Here is a 14398-nt window from a genome sequence, read left to right on the forward strand (position 1 = left end):
GAATTTGGAAATCATGACCGACCTGCCCGCGCTCCAGTCGCAATTTCTCACCGCGCCAATGCAGGGCCAGCTTGAGCCAAAGGCGCCCGCGGCTCATGCGCCTCGGATCCTGCTGCTCTATGGGTCACTCCGCGAACGCTCGTTCAGCCGGCTGCTGGTCGAGGAGGCGGCGCGCATTCTGCAACTGCTGGGGTGCGAGACCAGGATCTTCGATCCGCGCGACCTGCCGCTCCCCGACGCGACGGGTCCGGACCATCCCAAGGTCCAGGAGCTTCGGGCGCTGTCGCTATGGTCCGAGGGCCAGGTCTGGTGCAGCCCGGAACGCCACGGCGCCATCAGCGGGATCATGAAAGCCCAGATCGATTGGATCCCGCTGGAGATCGGCAGCGTGAGGCCGACCCAGGGCCGCACCCTGGCCGTCATGCAAGTCAGCGGGGGCTCACAGTCGTTCAACGCGGTCAACACCCTGCGCCTGCTGGGTCGCTGGATGCGGATGATCACCATCCCCAACCAGTCGTCGGTCGCGATGGCCTACAAGGAATTCGACGATAACGACCGCATGAAGCCTTCCGCCTATTACGATCGCGTCGTCGACGTGATGGAGGAGCTGGTGAAATTCACGCTGCTGACCCGAGACCGTGCCGACTACCTGGTTGATCGCTACAGCGAACGCAAAGCCAGCGGCCGGATCAGCCTAGAAACGACGCCCCGTCATTCCCATTCAATCATCAACGGTTCAGCCAAGCGGCTATTTTGACCCACTTTTCCTACTGTACGTTTCGTTAAACGCCGTCACCAATTACGTCATTTTGGATCGCGCTAAACCCTTGTTTTAACTTAGACTTTTTGACATAAAATTCGCGTTATAGTCGCCCAAATTTGCTGACTTTCGCATCTTTTTCGGACGCCCATTACGACGGCTTCAATCGATAATTGGCGCTCTTCCACATGATGGCCGGCGAACCGGGGTAAAGCCAGACTCAAGCAGCGAACAGTTCCTGTTCCGTTCTAGCTCTGCTAGGGTCGGGGTCGTCATGACCAAGTTCCCGCGCAAGATCATCCATATCGACATGGACGCGTTCTATGCGTCGGTGGAACAGCGCGACGATCCCAGCCTGAAGGGCCGCCCCCTTGCCGTTGGCCATGGAGCGCGACGCGGGGTGGTGGCCGCCGCTAGCTACGAGGCGCGCCAATTTGGGGTGCGTTCGGCCATGCCCTCGACCACGGCGCTGCGCCAATGTCCGCAGCTGGTGTTCGTGCCGCCCAGGTTCGAGGTCTACAAGGCCGTGTCGCGCCAGATCCACGAGATCTTCGCCGATTATGCCGACCTGATCGAACCGCTATCGCTGGACGAAGCCTATCTGGATGTCACCGCCAATCGCGCGGGCCTGGCCACCGCCACCGACACGGCCAAGGAAATCCGCGCCCGCATCCTGGAGGCCACGGGCCTGACGGCCTCGGCGGGGATTTCTTACAACAAATTCCTGGCCAAGCTGGCCTCCGACCAGCGAAAACCCAACGGCCAGTTCGTGGTCGCGCCGGGCAAGGGCGAAGCCTTTGTCCAGACCCTGCCGATCGGCCGCTTTTATGGCGTCGGCGCGGTGACCGAAGCTAAGATGAAGCGCCTGGGTATCCACACCGGCGAGGACCTGAACCGCCAGTCGCTGACCTTCCTGCAGCAGCATTTCGGTAAGTCTGGGCCTTGGTACCACGCCATAGCGCGCGGCGAGGACCATCGCCCGGTCAATGGCGAGCGAGTGCGCAAGTCATCGGGCTCGGAGACCACCTTCGAGACCGACCTGACCGACCCGGCCGCCATCGAGGCGGAGGTCCTGGCCTTGGCCGACAAGGTCTGGGGCTGGTGCGAGACCGCCCAGGCGTTTGGCCGCACGGTGACGGTGAAGATCAAGTTCGCCGATTTCCAGCAAGCGACCCGCAGCCGCTCGGCGCCCGGCCCGGTGGCGGACCGCGAGCACCTGCGCCGCCTGGGCCGCGACCTGATCGGCTCGGTCCTGCCCTCGCCCAAGGGCGTCCGCCTGGTCGGGGTGACGGTGTCCAATTTCCAAGCCGCGCCGGCCGAGCGCCTGCCCCAACCGGCGCTGATCGGCTAGCGCGCCGTTCCGCCCTGCTCTAGGTTCTCTCCATGCCCCCTCGCCTTCGCCCCACCGCCCGCCTGCTGACCCCCGCCGGTTGGGCCAGCCTGCTCGCCGTGACGCTGATCGTCGGCGCGGCCGCCTGGGCGCTCATGTACCTCCTGCCCGGCGCCTAGCGCGACCAGAAAACATGGACCTCGTCGTGGGCGACCGGCCAGGGCCGGGCCGGCCAGAAGCGCCGCCGCCAGACGGCGTCGGGTCAGGGTCATGACAGCATCTCCGATGAGGGGGTTGGAAGGTGACGGGGCGCGCGCGTGGCGTCCGCCGAGGAGCCGACCAGCAGTCCGGCGGCCCAGGGCAAGCGCCGGCGACGCAGCCAGGCGGCGGCGAAGCCTTCGGGGCCATGGGCGGCCAGACCTCGCCGATCGCGGCTTGGTCGGCCTTGGAGGAGGCTGCGCAAAAGGCCAGGGCCACGGGCCCCAAACCCAGGTCGAACAGGCGGTCGCCGACCCGCGATTGCAGGTAGTAGTCGCGGGTCGGCGTGGCCCGGGCGAGGATCTCGATCTGCCGATCGTTCAATCCGAACCGGGCATAGGCCGCCGCCCCTTGCGGCTCCAGGGCGCGCGGGTTGGGCAGGAAGATCCGGGTCGGGCAGCTCTCGACGATCGAGGCGGCGATTGGACTTTCGACGACATCGGCCAGCGACTGGGTGGCGAAGATCACCGATGCGTTCTTCTTGCGCAGGGTCTTAAGCCACTCGCGCAGCTGGGCGCCGAAGGCCGGGTCGTCGAGCGCCAGCCAGCCTTCATCGATCAGAATCAGGGTCGGCCGACCGTCCAGCCGCCGTCCGATGCGGTGAAAGAGATAGGCCAGGACCGCCGGGGCAGCCGCGCCGCGCGCCAGGCCTTCGGTCTCGAAGACCTGGACGCTGGCTTTCCCGAACGCCTCGCCCGCGCCGTCAAGCAACCGGCCGAACGGTCCGCTCAGGATGAAGGGCCCGAGCGCGGCCTTGAGCGTCTGGTTCGACAACAGGGCCACCAGGCCTGTCAGGGTGCGCTCGGCGACCGGCGCGCTGGCCAGGCTCGCCAGCGCCGCCCAGAGGTGGTCGCGCACGGCCGGGGTGATGGCCACGCCCTCCCGCGCCAAAACCGCAGCGAGCCAGCCGGCCGCCCAACCCCGCTCGTCGGGCTCGTCGATGCGCGCCAGGGGCTGCAGGGTCAGGGCCGGCCCGCCGTCGCCGGAGAGGTCGTGGAACTCCCCGCCCATGCCCAGCACGGCCGCCCGGCTGGAGGCGCCGAAGTCGAAGGCGAAGACCCGGGCTTGCGGGTAGCGCCGAAACTGCAGGGCCAGCAGCGCCAGCAGCACGCTCTTGCCCGCTCCGGTCGGCCCGACGATCAGGGTGTGGCCGACGTCGCCGACATGCAGGCTCAACCAAAACGGGGTCGAGCCGGCCGTCTTGGCGATCAGTAGAGGCGGGCCATCCAGATGGGCGTTGCGCGCAGGCCCGGCCCAGACCGCCGACATCGGGGCGATGTGGGCAAGGTTTAGGGTCGAGAGCGGCGGCTGGCGGACATTGGCATAGGCATGACCCGGGATGGTACCCAGCCAGGCCTCCACGGCGTTGACGCTCTCACGGATGACGGTGAAGTCGCGGCCCTGGATGACCTTCTCGGCAAGGGCCAGCTTGGTGGCGGCTAATCCTGCGTCCTCGTCCCAGACCACCAGGCTGGCGGTGACATAGGCATAGGCCACCGCGTCGCCGCCGAGGTCCTGCAGGGCCAGATCGGCGTCGGCGGCCTTGTTGGCCGCGTCGTTATCGACGAGCGGCGACGGCTCCTGGGTCAGCGCCTCGCGCAGCAGGACCAGCACCGACTTGCGCTTGGCGAACCACTGACGCCGGATCTTGCCCAGCAGGCTGGCCGCATCGGTCTTGTCCAGGCAGATCGCCCGGGTGGTCCAGCGATAGGTCATGCCCAGGCGATTGAGCTCGTCGAGCAGGCCCGGGGCCGTTGCGGACGGGAAGCCGGTCAGGGTCAGGACCCGCAGGTACAAGAGGCCCAGGCGCGGCTAGAGCCCGCCCGTCAGGGCCTCCGTCGCCGGCCGGGCGTTCAGGTGCATGGGCGTCGTGGGAACACCCACCGCCTAGCGGGTGGTGGAGACCGCCCCGTGCAGGAAACTCAAGGTCGCGGCGTCAGTCAGCCAGTCGGCCTTGGGCATCAGGCCATCCAGCAGGGCCAGAAGGCGATCGGAGCGATCAACGAAGCCGGCCAGCTCGGCGCGCCAATCGAGCCCCGCCCGGGCTCGGCCCTCAACGAACAGACTCTCATTGCGACCTCGGCGATCGGCCGGCGGCAGATAGGTCAGGGTCAGGAAGTAGCGGCTCTCGAAGTGATCGCCGGTCTGGACGAAGGCGGCCTTGCGCTCCTCGTCGACCAAGGCCGAGACCGGATCGGGAAAGGCGCTGACCGGATAGGCCTGGGCTTGCGCCGAACGAAAAGAACGACAGGAAGAAGCTGGACGCGGCAAACGCGATGCTGAGCCCAAAGACGATCTGGATCAGCTTGCGCGAGCCGCCGGAGGTCTCGCCGAAGGCCAGGGTCAGGCCGGTGACGATGATGATGATCACTGCGATGATCTTGGCGACGGATCCCTCGATCGACTCGAGGATGCGCTGCAGCGGCTCTTCCCAGGGCATGGACGAGCCGGCGGCCTGGGCGCTGCCGGCCACGAGGAGCGAGGCCAGCATCAAGCCGCTGAGCAGCGGGCGCGGGTGAGGGTTTGCGTGCGGCGAAGCCGCCGCGCGATGTCGGTGGAACAATGGAAAACTCCGGGGTTTTAGGGGCGGGATCTCAGGCAGGGCTGAGCTGGTAGGCGCCGTCGGACGCCAGGCCGTCCAGACGCGCGAGGTCCGCCAGGCGACGCTGTCGCCCTCGCCCGGAAAGGACCGCGATCAGGTCGATGGTTTCGGCGATCAGGGCGCGTGGCACGGTGACCACGGCTTCCTGGATCAACTGCTCCAGCCGCAGGAGCGCGCCCAGCGGCGAGCCGGCGTGAAGCGTGCCAACCCCGCCGGGGTGGCCTGTCCCCCAGGCCTTGATGAGGTCCAGGGCCTCGGCCCCGCGCACCTCACCGATGATAATGCGATCGGGCCGCAAGCGCAGGGACGAACGCACCAGGTCCGACAGGCTCGCCACCCCCTCGCGCGTGCGCAGGGCCACCTGATTCGGGGCCGCGCATTGAATCTCGCGCAGGTCCTCGGCGAGGATCACCCGGTCGCCGGTCTTGGCCACCTCGGCCAGAAGGGAGTTGACCAGGGTGGTCTTGCCGCTGGAGGTCGGGCCCGCGACCAGAATGTTGGCCCGATCAGCGACGGCGGCGGCCAGCACCCGCCCTTCCCGCTCGGTCATCACGCCTGCGCGGACATAGTCGCCGAGCGAGAACACCAGGCTGGCGGGCTTGCGGATGGAGAAGGTCGGGGCGGCCACCAGGGGCGGCAACAGGCCCTCGAAGCGCTCATCCGTGCCGGGGAGCTCAGCCGAGAGCCGCGGCCGATCCGCATGGATCTCGGCGGCCACGTGATGGGCCACCAGCCGCAAGATTCGCTCGGCGGCGGCCGCACCAATGGTCAACCCGGCGTCGACCAGGCCGACATCGAAGCGGTCGATCCAGACGCGGCCGTCGGGATTGAGCATGACCTCGGCCACGCCCGGATCCTCCAGCAACCCCAGCAGCCTGGGGCCCAGGGCGGTGCGCAGCATCTGGCGGCTGCGCTCAAGTCCGGCTTTGGTTTCGGAAAGGTCCACGGCGGGTCCCCGTTGCTTACGGGGACGAGTAAGAAGACCTAGACCCGGCCGATCTCAACAGCCAAATCGGCCGGTCGTACCGTGGCGTACAAAGACAGGCGATCGGCAGGTTCACGCCGCCGACGAAGGTCGCAAAACGATCCGACGACGCTCTGTTCAAGTCTAGGCGCGCCGAAATCCACGCGGCTATAAAGAGCGCCCAGCCGCCAAACCGATCAGGAACCACCATGACCCAGATTCCCACGCACGATGGTCCCCGCGCGGCGCCCGCCTCCGGCGGCCCGGCCAAGTCGCTGGTGATCTTCCTGCATGGCTACGGCTCTAACGGCGCGGACCTCATCAACCTGGCGCCCCACTGGGCCTCGGCCCTGCCCGACACGCTGTTCCTCGCGCCCGACGCGCCCCAGCCCTGCGACGGCGTGCCCTATGGCCGTCAATGGTGGCCCCTGACCAGCCTGGCGCCGCAGGCGCGCGCGGCGGGCGTGCGCGTCTCGGCCCCAGCCCTGAACGCCTATATCGACGCCCAGCTCGCCGCCCACAGCCTCAGCGAAGACAAGCTGGCGCTGGTCGGCTTCAGCCAAGGCACGATGATGGCGCTGCACATCGGACCGCGCCGGACCAGGACCCTGGCCGGCGTCATCGGCTTCTCGGGCATGCTGGCCGACCCCGACGCCCTGGCCGCCGAGGTCGTGACCAAGCCACCGATCCTGCTTATCCACGGCGACCGCGACGAGGTCCTACCCGTCGAAGCCCTGCATCAGGCCGACGTCCAGCTCAAAGGCCTGGACTTCGAGGTCGCATCCCACGTCTCGCCAGGTCTGGGCCACAGCATCGACGAGCTGGGTCTTCAGCTCGGCGCGCGCTTTTTGATCGAGCGCTTCGCCTGAGCGGCAAACCTCCGCTCACGACCTCCACAAAATCGATGTGGGCCCGCGGCGTTGCCGCCAAACCAGAACCCTGGCGCGCTTCCAACAGCCAGACAGGCGTTCTATGGCTTGCGCGTGAGCGGCCAGGACCGCAACCCCGCGCGACCAGGAGACGCAACCGCCATGTCGAGCCGCCATGGCCTGTCTATTCGAGCCGCCGACAATGGCGACGTGGACGGATTGGTTGAACTGCTCAAAACAGCGGGCCTGACCATCGCCCGGGACAAACTTGCCCCGCGCCTGAGCGCCATGCAGGACCAATCTGGGGCCTTGCTCATCGCCGACGAATGGGGTCCGCCGTCGGGTGTCATCGCGGTGCATTGGCATTCGGTTCTCACGGCCGACCTGAAGGTGGGGTGGATCTCCGCCCTCCTCGTCGATCCAGACCGGCGTCGAAACGGGGTCGCCCGCCTGCTTCTCAAGGCAGTCTCCCAGGCCGCCCGCTCCGCGGGGTGCGGCGAGCTTGTGCTTCACGCGCCGACCGAGCACGGGGATCTGCACACATTCTGTCTCGCCACGGGTTTTGTCGAAAGCGGCGAGATTTTCACCCGCGCCCTACGAAAGCGCAGCTGAGTTGCGCCAGGAGCGGACCTTGGGATCGCTCCAGGAACACGACGTTCGTTTCACCTGACGCCACGTCTTCCCCGGTGATATGTTCGGGGCTGCGCACAGGGTAAGCCATGGGCCGCTGGACCTCATCAGACCCTGCCGACATCGCTTGGCGCGTGAGCAGATGAGCACATCGCAGGCCTGGCCAGATGTCCACGCGCAGAGCGGTTCGCCGCCGAGCTTGAAGCGCAGGATCTCAGCCCCGCAGATCAGCGGGCCGCGCTGAAAGTATTTTCTGGGAAGGGCGCAGGAGTGGGCAGAGCAACAGCCCGACCCACGGACGACCTCATCCAAGCTGTGAAGTGACTTCAAAGGTCGATCTGCTCTGGCATCTCCAGCGCATCGTCCACCTCGATCCCGAGATAACGCACGGTGCTTTCAAGTTTTCGATGACCAAGCAGAAGCTGGCAGGCTCGGAGATTGCCCGTCTTCTTGTAAATCAGCGCCACCTTCGTTCGGCGCAGGCTGTGCGTGCCGTAGGCGCAGGGCTCCAGGTCGATCATCGCTACCCAGTGATTTACAAGCCGAGCATATTGGCTGGTCGTGATGTGCTCGCCAGGCCGGGACCGACTTGGGAAGAGCCAGTCGTCAGCTCGGCGACCGCGGCGCTGCAACCAGATCGCCAAGGAGTCTCGCGTCGGCTCGGTGATCTCGAACGGCACCGGCTGGCCCGTCTTCTGCTGGATGACCGTGGCGCGTGCGCGCAGCGAGCCATCTGGGGCGACATCGCAAATCCGCAGTTTGACCAGGTCGCATCCGCGAAGCTTCACATCGATCGCACAGTTAAATAGCGCGAGGTCACGAACACGCCCCGCGGCCTGCAATTGCTGCCTGATCCCCCAAACGTGCTTGGGCTTGAAAGGCGGCTTGGGGTCGAAGAGTCGGCGATGGTTCCAGGTTTGCTTGGCCGAAAGAAAAAGGTCGCGCTGAGCCATGTCACGCCTCCAGCGCGCCAACGTCCCTCCTCTCCATTCTACACTCGTTTTCAGCGTTTAGCGCCATAAGCGGACTTTGGCGTCGGTCCGGAAAGACGACCGTCAGGCCGGCGCCCGATCGGCAATGATCGCCGCCAACGACCACCGCCGGCGACGAGGCCAGGACCTTATTGTCCCCAATCATGCCCTCGCGCCTGCGTCGTAGATCACGGCGTGTCGGCCCGAGGCGCGCCAAGCGATAACTCTGTATCCTTGTGGGCGCCGCCGGAGAAACCCTATCGGCGCAAGCGCGCAGCCAAGTTGAGAAGGGTGCGGCCATTCGGTTAGCCCTCGCCAGCAGTTCCAGCATTCGCCGCGCGAATAAGCGCGCTCCCCTGATACTTCGATGCCAGCCACGCGGTCTTGGCTCATGGTGCGGCGAGCCAAGGCCAAAAAGGCTTCGTCGATGATGATTGAGTGATCGAGTTACCGTCACAGGATCGCTAGAGGGCCGGCGACCACCCCGTCCAGTTGCCGCCCGGCGAGGTCTGGGCGTTGGAATAGGTGACATTGTTGGCGTCGACCACCCAGATCCGCACCTTGCCGTCGTTCTGCTGGGCGGCGGCCACCGAGACCAGGTTGGGCGGCGAGGCGCCGTTCCAGACGCCCGACCAGGCCGACCAGGATCCGCCGGGCGTTTCCTGGAAGGTCGAGCGCAGCTGGCCGGAGGTGTCGATCCCCCACAGCTGGGCCCCGCGCGCACCACCCTGCTGGGACGCGGCGACGGTGCGCAGCGGCGGCGGGTTGGACCAGCCGCCGGGCGACCAACCCGTCCAGTTGCCGCCCGGGGAGGCCTGGGCGTTGGAATAGAGCAAGTGGTTGGCGTCGACCACCCAGAGGCGGACCTTGCCGTCGTTCTGCTGGGTAGCGGCCAGGGAGACCAGACTGGCCGGCGAGGCGCCATTCCAGACGCCCGACCAGGCCGACCAGGATCCGCCGGGCGTCTCCTGATAGGTCGAGCGCAGCTGGCCGGAGGTGTCGACGCCCCACAACTGGGCGCCGCGTGGCCCGCCCTGCTGCGACGCGGCGATGAGGCGCAGCGGCGGCGGATTGGACCAGCCGCCGGGCGACCAGCCCGTCCAGTTGCCGCCCGGCGCGGTCTGCGCGTTGGAATAGAGGACATTGCCGACGTCCACGGCCCAGAGCCGCACCTTGCCGTCGTTCTGCTGGGCGGCGGCCAGGGACCGCAGTTGACCCGGCGAGAGGCCGTTCCAGACCTCCGACCACCCCGACCAGGGACCGCCGGCGCTGATCTGGAAGGTCGAGCGCAGCTGGCCGGAGGTGTCGATCCCCCACAGCTGGGCGCCGCGCGAGCCGCCTTGCTGCGACGCGGCGATCGCGGCCAAGGGCGGCGCGCCGTTCCAGCCGTTGGACGCCACCTGGGCCGGAGCCGGTTCGACCGTCCAGTAGTCCCCTTCGGCGGCGATGGCGATCCATTCGGACTGCCACAACCGGGTGTCGCGCGTCAGGCGCTTGTCCTGGGCGTACAGGTTGGCGAGGTGGATCTGGTCGCCGAAGCGCAGGGGCTGGTCGGGGTTGGCCAGCTTCTGGACGATCCAAGTCTGCTTCTTGAGATTATCGCCGTCCAGGTACTCGTCGTAATAGTAGCAGTCGTGGGAGTCCGCCCAGTCGCCCAGGATGTTGTGCGCCCCGGAGGTCCACTCGCGCGACACTAACAGGACCTGGCTGTTGTTGGCGATCTGGGCGGCCGGATCTGGCGCGGACGTCACGAAGGTCATCGGGGCCGGTTGGGCGCCGAGCGTCGGGAAGTAGGCGGCCACGCCCAGGTCCGCGCAGATTTCCGTCAGCGAGGTTGGGATCACCGACCCGCCGCCGGCGACTTTCATTGTGCAGTAGGCCGGGCTCAGATACTGGCCGTTCTGGTTCTTCAGGTTGAATGTGTCGCCGTAGTGAACCAGGTCGCCCGCTGCGCGCGGGGTGTCCAGGAAGGCCAGCGACGCGGCGTCCGAACGGGGCTGGTTCAGCGTCAGGACGCCGTCGAAGGTGGGCGCCGCGCTGGCCCGCGCGCCGAACTGCGCCACTAGGTCCTTGCGGCCGATCGCGTTCAGGGTGGTGGCGATGACCGAGGCGTGGTCGAAGGGCGTCTGGGTCGAGGACCGGAACACCGTGCCCTTCTGGACGTAGGGCGAGATCACGATCGTCGGCACCCTCGCACCCAGGCGATCGAACTTGAAGCCGGCCGAATTCTTGTAGGGCGGCTGGCCGTTCGGCGCCCAGGGCGGCTGCACGGCGCCCGCCTGCATGTCGGCCGTCTGGTGGTCGAACGAGCCGACGAACTCGTCGAAGGTGATCAGCAGGAGGGTCTTGTTCCAGGCCTCCCGGTTGGAGATCAGGCTGGTATAGACCTCCTTGACGAACTGCTCGCCCGCCAGGACGCTGCCGGGCGGGTGGTAGTCGTTGCCCAGCGCCGAAAACAGGTTCTCGTAGGTCGGGTTGTCGGTCGTGCTGTGGGCGATCGACCAGAACGGCTCGATATAGCTGAACTTCGGCAGCTGGCCGGCGCGAGCCTTGCGGTGGAAGTCGTCCAGCTTCTGGAACTTCTGGGCGGCGTTGGGGACCTTGTCCTTGATCTGCGGGAACAGGCGCCAAGTGTAGCAGGAGCCCAGCTCGCCCGAGGTCAGGTCCATCAGATATTTGACGTAGGGATCCAGCGCCACCAGCAGAGCCGCCACGGCGGCGGCCATCAGGGGGCTGACCACCAGCAGCGCCAGCAGGGCGGTGCGGTATTCCAGGAGCGCCGAGATCTTCTGCGGCAGGTAGCTGGTCTGGTAGAACACGTTCCAGTCGACGCCGGCCGTCTGCAGGGCGTTGAAGATCGTCGGGGCGTCTACCCGGTCGTCGCCGATGGCCATGCCCAGGATCTTTTCCAGGGCCTTGGCCTGTGGGTCGGTCTCCAGGTCGCCGTTGTTGATCATCCCGTTGGAGGTGCCGCACATCAGGAACGAACGGTTGGGATTGGTCTGCGAGGGCACCGAGGCGTGCCAGGCGTCGCTGACGGCATAGTGCCGCGCCAGCTGATTCAGCACTGGCGCCTGGCCCTGGGTGAAGCTCTGCATGACCATCGGCGCCAGGCGGAGGATGTCGGCTTCGGCGACCTTGCGCTTCTGCAGGACCTCGACGAAATCCTCCAGCACGCCCTTCATCGTGACCGGTGCGCCTGGGGCGGGGCTGTTGGTCCCGTAGAACTGGGTTAGGACTTGGTCGAACTCTTCGCCAGGCGCGATGTCGGGGACAGTGAAGCCCTGGACGCCGCGCGTGGGCTTGACGCTGAGCTTGCCGTTCAAGGCGGTGTTGACGAAGTCGTTCGGATTGATCGCCTGCAGCCCCCGGAAAGGCGCGCCGGTGGTCGTCGGGACGTAGGCTGCGGGCGAGTCCTTTTCGTAGAGCCACCCCAGCATACTGTCGAACGAGCGGTTCTCCAGCATGAGCACGACGATGTGTTCGATGTTCTGGATCGTCATGGCAATGCCCCCGGGTTGGCGTTCTCAAGACCGCTCAAGACGCGGCGGGAGGGTGCTACCTTATAGAGAGTTGTGTCAATTATATCTACGATAAGGGGTATTTGTTGGTCGAGGGCGTTCGGTTTGGTGGACGGCGCAGTCGCCTTGACCCGGCGCCCGGCCCGCGCGACGCCCCGGCTCAGAGAATAGCTGACCATTCTCCTCGTCGGATCCGGTGGGCGCGAACACACCCTGGCTTGGAAGATCGCCGGTTGCCGCTGTGCGCCGGCTGGTGGCCGCTCCCGGCAATCCGGGGATCGAGCAGGTCGCCGAGGTGCGCAGCCTCAGGCTCACCGATGTCTAGAGCATTTTTCGAGCACCAAGCATGGATAACTAGCCAATCACCTGGCTAGTGCGACGTCTGACCGATGTTATGATGCGATACCGCGCACTTATCAACGCTATGGTCTCGAATTATTCAGATCCTGCCGACATTGCTTGGCAGCGTGAGCAGGTGATCATCAACAACAATATCTCGGGCCTAACGCGCTGCCCGCAAGCAGAACATTTTGCTGCTCAGCTTGAGACGCGAGTCCTCAGAATCGACGATCGACGGAAAGCGATAGCCGAGTACTTCCGTAAAAATGATGAGGAGCGTTCGGGACAGTCCGATAGCTCCACCCCTAAAATTTTGGAGGCGCGCTACAGGGCGACCTGCACCGACATTTCAAGAGTATCGTCCACTTCGATCCCAAGATAACGCACGATACTTTCGAGCTTTCGATGGCCAAGCAGCAGTTGGCAAGCTCTGAGGTTTCCTGTCTTCTTGTAAATCAGCGCCACCTTGGTTCTGCGCAGGCTATGCGTGCCGTAGGCGCAGGGCTCCAGGTCGATCATCGCCACCCAGTGATTTACGAGCCGAGCATATTGGCGGGTCGTGATGTGCTCGCCAGGCCGGGACCGGCTTGGGAAGAGCCAGTCGTCAGCTCGGCGACCGCGGCGCTGCAGCCAGGTAGCCAGAGAGTCTCGCGTCGGCTCGGTGATCTCGAACGGCACCGGCTGGCCGGTCTTCTGCTGGATGACTGTGGCGCGTGCGCGCAGCGAACCACCTGGGGCGACATCGCAAATCCGCAGCTTGACCAGATCGCATCCGCGAAGCTTCGCATCGATCGCACAGTTGAATAGCGTAAGGTCACGAACACGCCCCGTGGTCTTCAATTGCTGCCTGATCCCCCAAACGTGCTTGGGCTGAAAAGGCGGCTTGGGGCCGATGAGCTTGCGATGGTTCCAAGGTTGCTTGGGCGAAAGAAAAAGGTCGAGCTGGGCCATGTCACGCCTCCAGCGCGCCAACGTCCCTCCTCTAAATTCTACACTCGTTTTCCGCGTTCAGGCAGCAGCGAAAGCTGTTACGCAAGAGTATTGCTGGTCACGGCCACGAGGCCTCCGGCAGATGGAAGACGCTGTAGCGCTTTCGCCTCGCAAGAGGTGTGACATGCTTAAACGTGTCCGGCTCACCTCAAAATCGAGGCGAGAAAACTCGGTGAGAAACACAGCGCCAAGAGAGGCCTATAGTTTCGCACATTTACTCAGAAGCCAGCGTGTTATGTTGAACCACCGCAACCACGCGACGTTGTGTCAGCATGGCTTTGCATTTCGAGCGCATGGGCGTTGGCCCTCCCCTGCTGATGGTCCACGGCCTTGGCGGAAGCATACGGTCGTGGGACACCATCGCGCCGACGCTCAGCCTTTCGCGCGAGTTGATCCTGATCGACATGCCCGGACATGGTGAGTCGCCGCCGGTCCCGGGACGGCAAACCATGTCCGCCTTTGCCGACGCCCTGACAGACTTCATCGACCGTGAAAGACTTGGCGCGGTGGATCTGGTCGGCAGTTCTGTAGGCGCCCGCCTGGTCCTGGAGCTCTCGCGTCGGGGCGTCGGTCGCCACTGCGTCGCCTTGGACCCGGGCGGATTCTGGCGAGGCTGGGAGACGCGGTTCTTCCAGACCACCATCTTGGCATCTATTCGGCTTGTGCGAGGGCTCCAACCGGTGATGCCGTTCCTTTCGCGCCATTCTGGCACGCGGACACTCCTGCTGGCGCAGCTATCCGACCGACCGTGGGCGCTCGCGCCCGAGATCGTCCTGACTGAGATGCGGACCTTCGCCGCCACCCGGGTTTTCGACGAGGTGGTGCACGAGTTGGCAAGCGGCCCGTTACAAGCTGGAACGGCTTTCACGCCCGGACGCGTGACCATCGGCTGGGGCCGTCAGGATCGTCTTCTCCTACCCCGACAGGCCCACCGCGCTCAGGCCGCTTTCCCGAACGCCAAGCTGCACTTGTTTGACAAGTGCGGCCATTTTCCGCACTGGGACCAGCCCGAAGAAACAGCTCGGATCATAGTTCAGACCACTGACTAGGCCGTAGTGACGATTTAGGATTCCCATCGAGAGGCGGTTCTGATTCAACGCTGCTTTTTGGAGGCGGTGTTGGAAGGCGAAGTTCTTCGGGACGATCAGTGGGCTCGGATCGAGC

General features: G+C 65.7%; 10 protein-coding genes and 3 pseudogenes. 7 read left to right on the forward strand and 6 right to left on the reverse strand.

The features are described from left to right. Positions 1-13: 13 nt before the first annotated feature. The 3 genes from arsH to ACP696_RS14925 all read left to right on the forward strand — a co-directional run bounded on the left by arsH (position 14) and on the right by ACP696_RS14925 (position 2269). A complete protein-coding gene (arsH, locus tag ACP696_RS14915) occupies positions 14-757 on the forward strand; it encodes an arsenical resistance protein ArsH (protein ID WP_426043977.1) in 744 nt (247 codons plus the stop codon). Positions 758-1034: 277 nt separating this feature from the next. Next, complete coding sequence (gene dinB, locus ACP696_RS14920; RefSeq protein WP_426043978.1) at positions 1035-2111, forward strand: DNA polymerase IV; 1077 nt, start codon at positions 1035-1037, stop codon at positions 2109-2111. 32 nt (positions 2112-2143) lie between these two features. Further along, positions 2144-2269 carry a hypothetical protein gene (locus ACP696_RS14925; RefSeq protein ID WP_426012443.1) on the forward strand — a complete coding sequence of 42 codons (126 nt, stop codon included), beginning with the start codon at positions 2144-2146 and terminating at the stop codon, positions 2267-2269. 89 nt (positions 2270-2358) lie between these two features. Here ACP696_RS14925 and trbE read toward each other — a convergent pair. The 3 genes and pseudogenes from trbE to trbB form a co-directional block, all read right to left on the reverse strand. Next, positions 2359-4577 (reverse strand): annotated as a pseudogene (trbE, locus tag ACP696_RS14930) (conjugal transfer protein TrbE); the annotation flags it as partial. A 1-nt stretch (position 4578) separates the two neighbouring features. After that, positions 4579-4839, reverse strand: a pseudogene (locus tag ACP696_RS14935) (TrbC/VirB2 family protein); the annotation flags it as partial. A gap of 103 nt (positions 4840-4942) precedes the next feature. After that, positions 4943-5851 (reverse strand): P-type conjugative transfer ATPase TrbB, encoded by a 909-nt coding sequence (gene trbB, locus ACP696_RS14940; RefSeq protein ID WP_426043985.1) that lies wholly within the window; start codon positions 5849-5851, stop codon positions 4943-4945. A gap of 272 nt (positions 5852-6123) precedes the next feature. Here trbB and ACP696_RS14945 point away from each other — a divergent pair, with 272 nt between their 5' ends. Then, the gene (locus tag ACP696_RS14945) at positions 6124-6783 is read left to right on the forward strand and encodes an alpha/beta hydrolase (RefSeq protein ID WP_426043979.1); all 660 of its coding nucleotides are present in this window, start codon (positions 6124-6126) and stop codon (positions 6781-6783) included. Between the two features lie 162 nt (positions 6784-6945). Next, positions 6946-7395, forward strand: coding sequence for a GNAT family N-acetyltransferase (locus tag ACP696_RS14950; RefSeq protein ID WP_426043980.1), 450 nt, complete (start codon positions 6946-6948; stop codon positions 7393-7395). Between the two features lie 344 nt (positions 7396-7739). Here the strand turns inward: ACP696_RS14950 and ACP696_RS14955 are convergent, their stop codons facing one another. Together ACP696_RS14955 and ACP696_RS14960 are read right to left on the reverse strand one after the other, a co-directional pair. Then, a complete protein-coding gene (locus ACP696_RS14955; RefSeq protein ID WP_426043981.1) occupies positions 7740-8366 on the reverse strand; it encodes a site-specific integrase in 627 nt (208 codons plus the stop codon). 482 nt (positions 8367-8848) lie between these two features. Further along, on the reverse strand, positions 8849-11887 hold the full coding sequence (locus tag ACP696_RS14960; RefSeq protein ID WP_426043982.1) for an alkaline phosphatase family protein: 3039 nt from the start codon (positions 11885-11887) through the stop codon (positions 8849-8851). Between the two features lie 189 nt (positions 11888-12076). On the opposite strand from ACP696_RS14960, the pseudogene ACP696_RS14965 reads away from it, so the two are divergent. Beyond that, a pseudogene (locus tag ACP696_RS14965) lies at positions 12077-12224 on the forward strand (phosphoribosylamine--glycine ligase N-terminal domain-containing protein); the annotation flags it as partial. Between the two features lie 344 nt (positions 12225-12568). Here the strand turns inward: ACP696_RS14965 and ACP696_RS14970 are convergent. Continuing rightward, positions 12569-13195, reverse strand: a complete 627-nt coding sequence (locus ACP696_RS14970; RefSeq protein ID WP_426011309.1) for a tyrosine-type recombinase/integrase — start codon at positions 13193-13195, stop codon at positions 12569-12571. A 311-nt stretch (positions 13196-13506) separates the two neighbouring features. Here ACP696_RS14970 and ACP696_RS14975 point away from each other — a divergent pair, with 311 nt between their 5' ends. Further along, positions 13507-14283, forward strand: coding sequence for an alpha/beta fold hydrolase (locus ACP696_RS14975; RefSeq protein WP_426011308.1), 777 nt, complete (start codon positions 13507-13509; stop codon positions 14281-14283). Positions 14284-14398: the final 115 nt, after the last annotated feature.

This window comes from Caulobacter sp. DWR3-1-2 (assembly GCF_049896225.1).
In the GTDB taxonomy this organism is placed as follows: Bacteria; Pseudomonadota; Alphaproteobacteria; order Caulobacterales; family Caulobacteraceae; genus Caulobacter.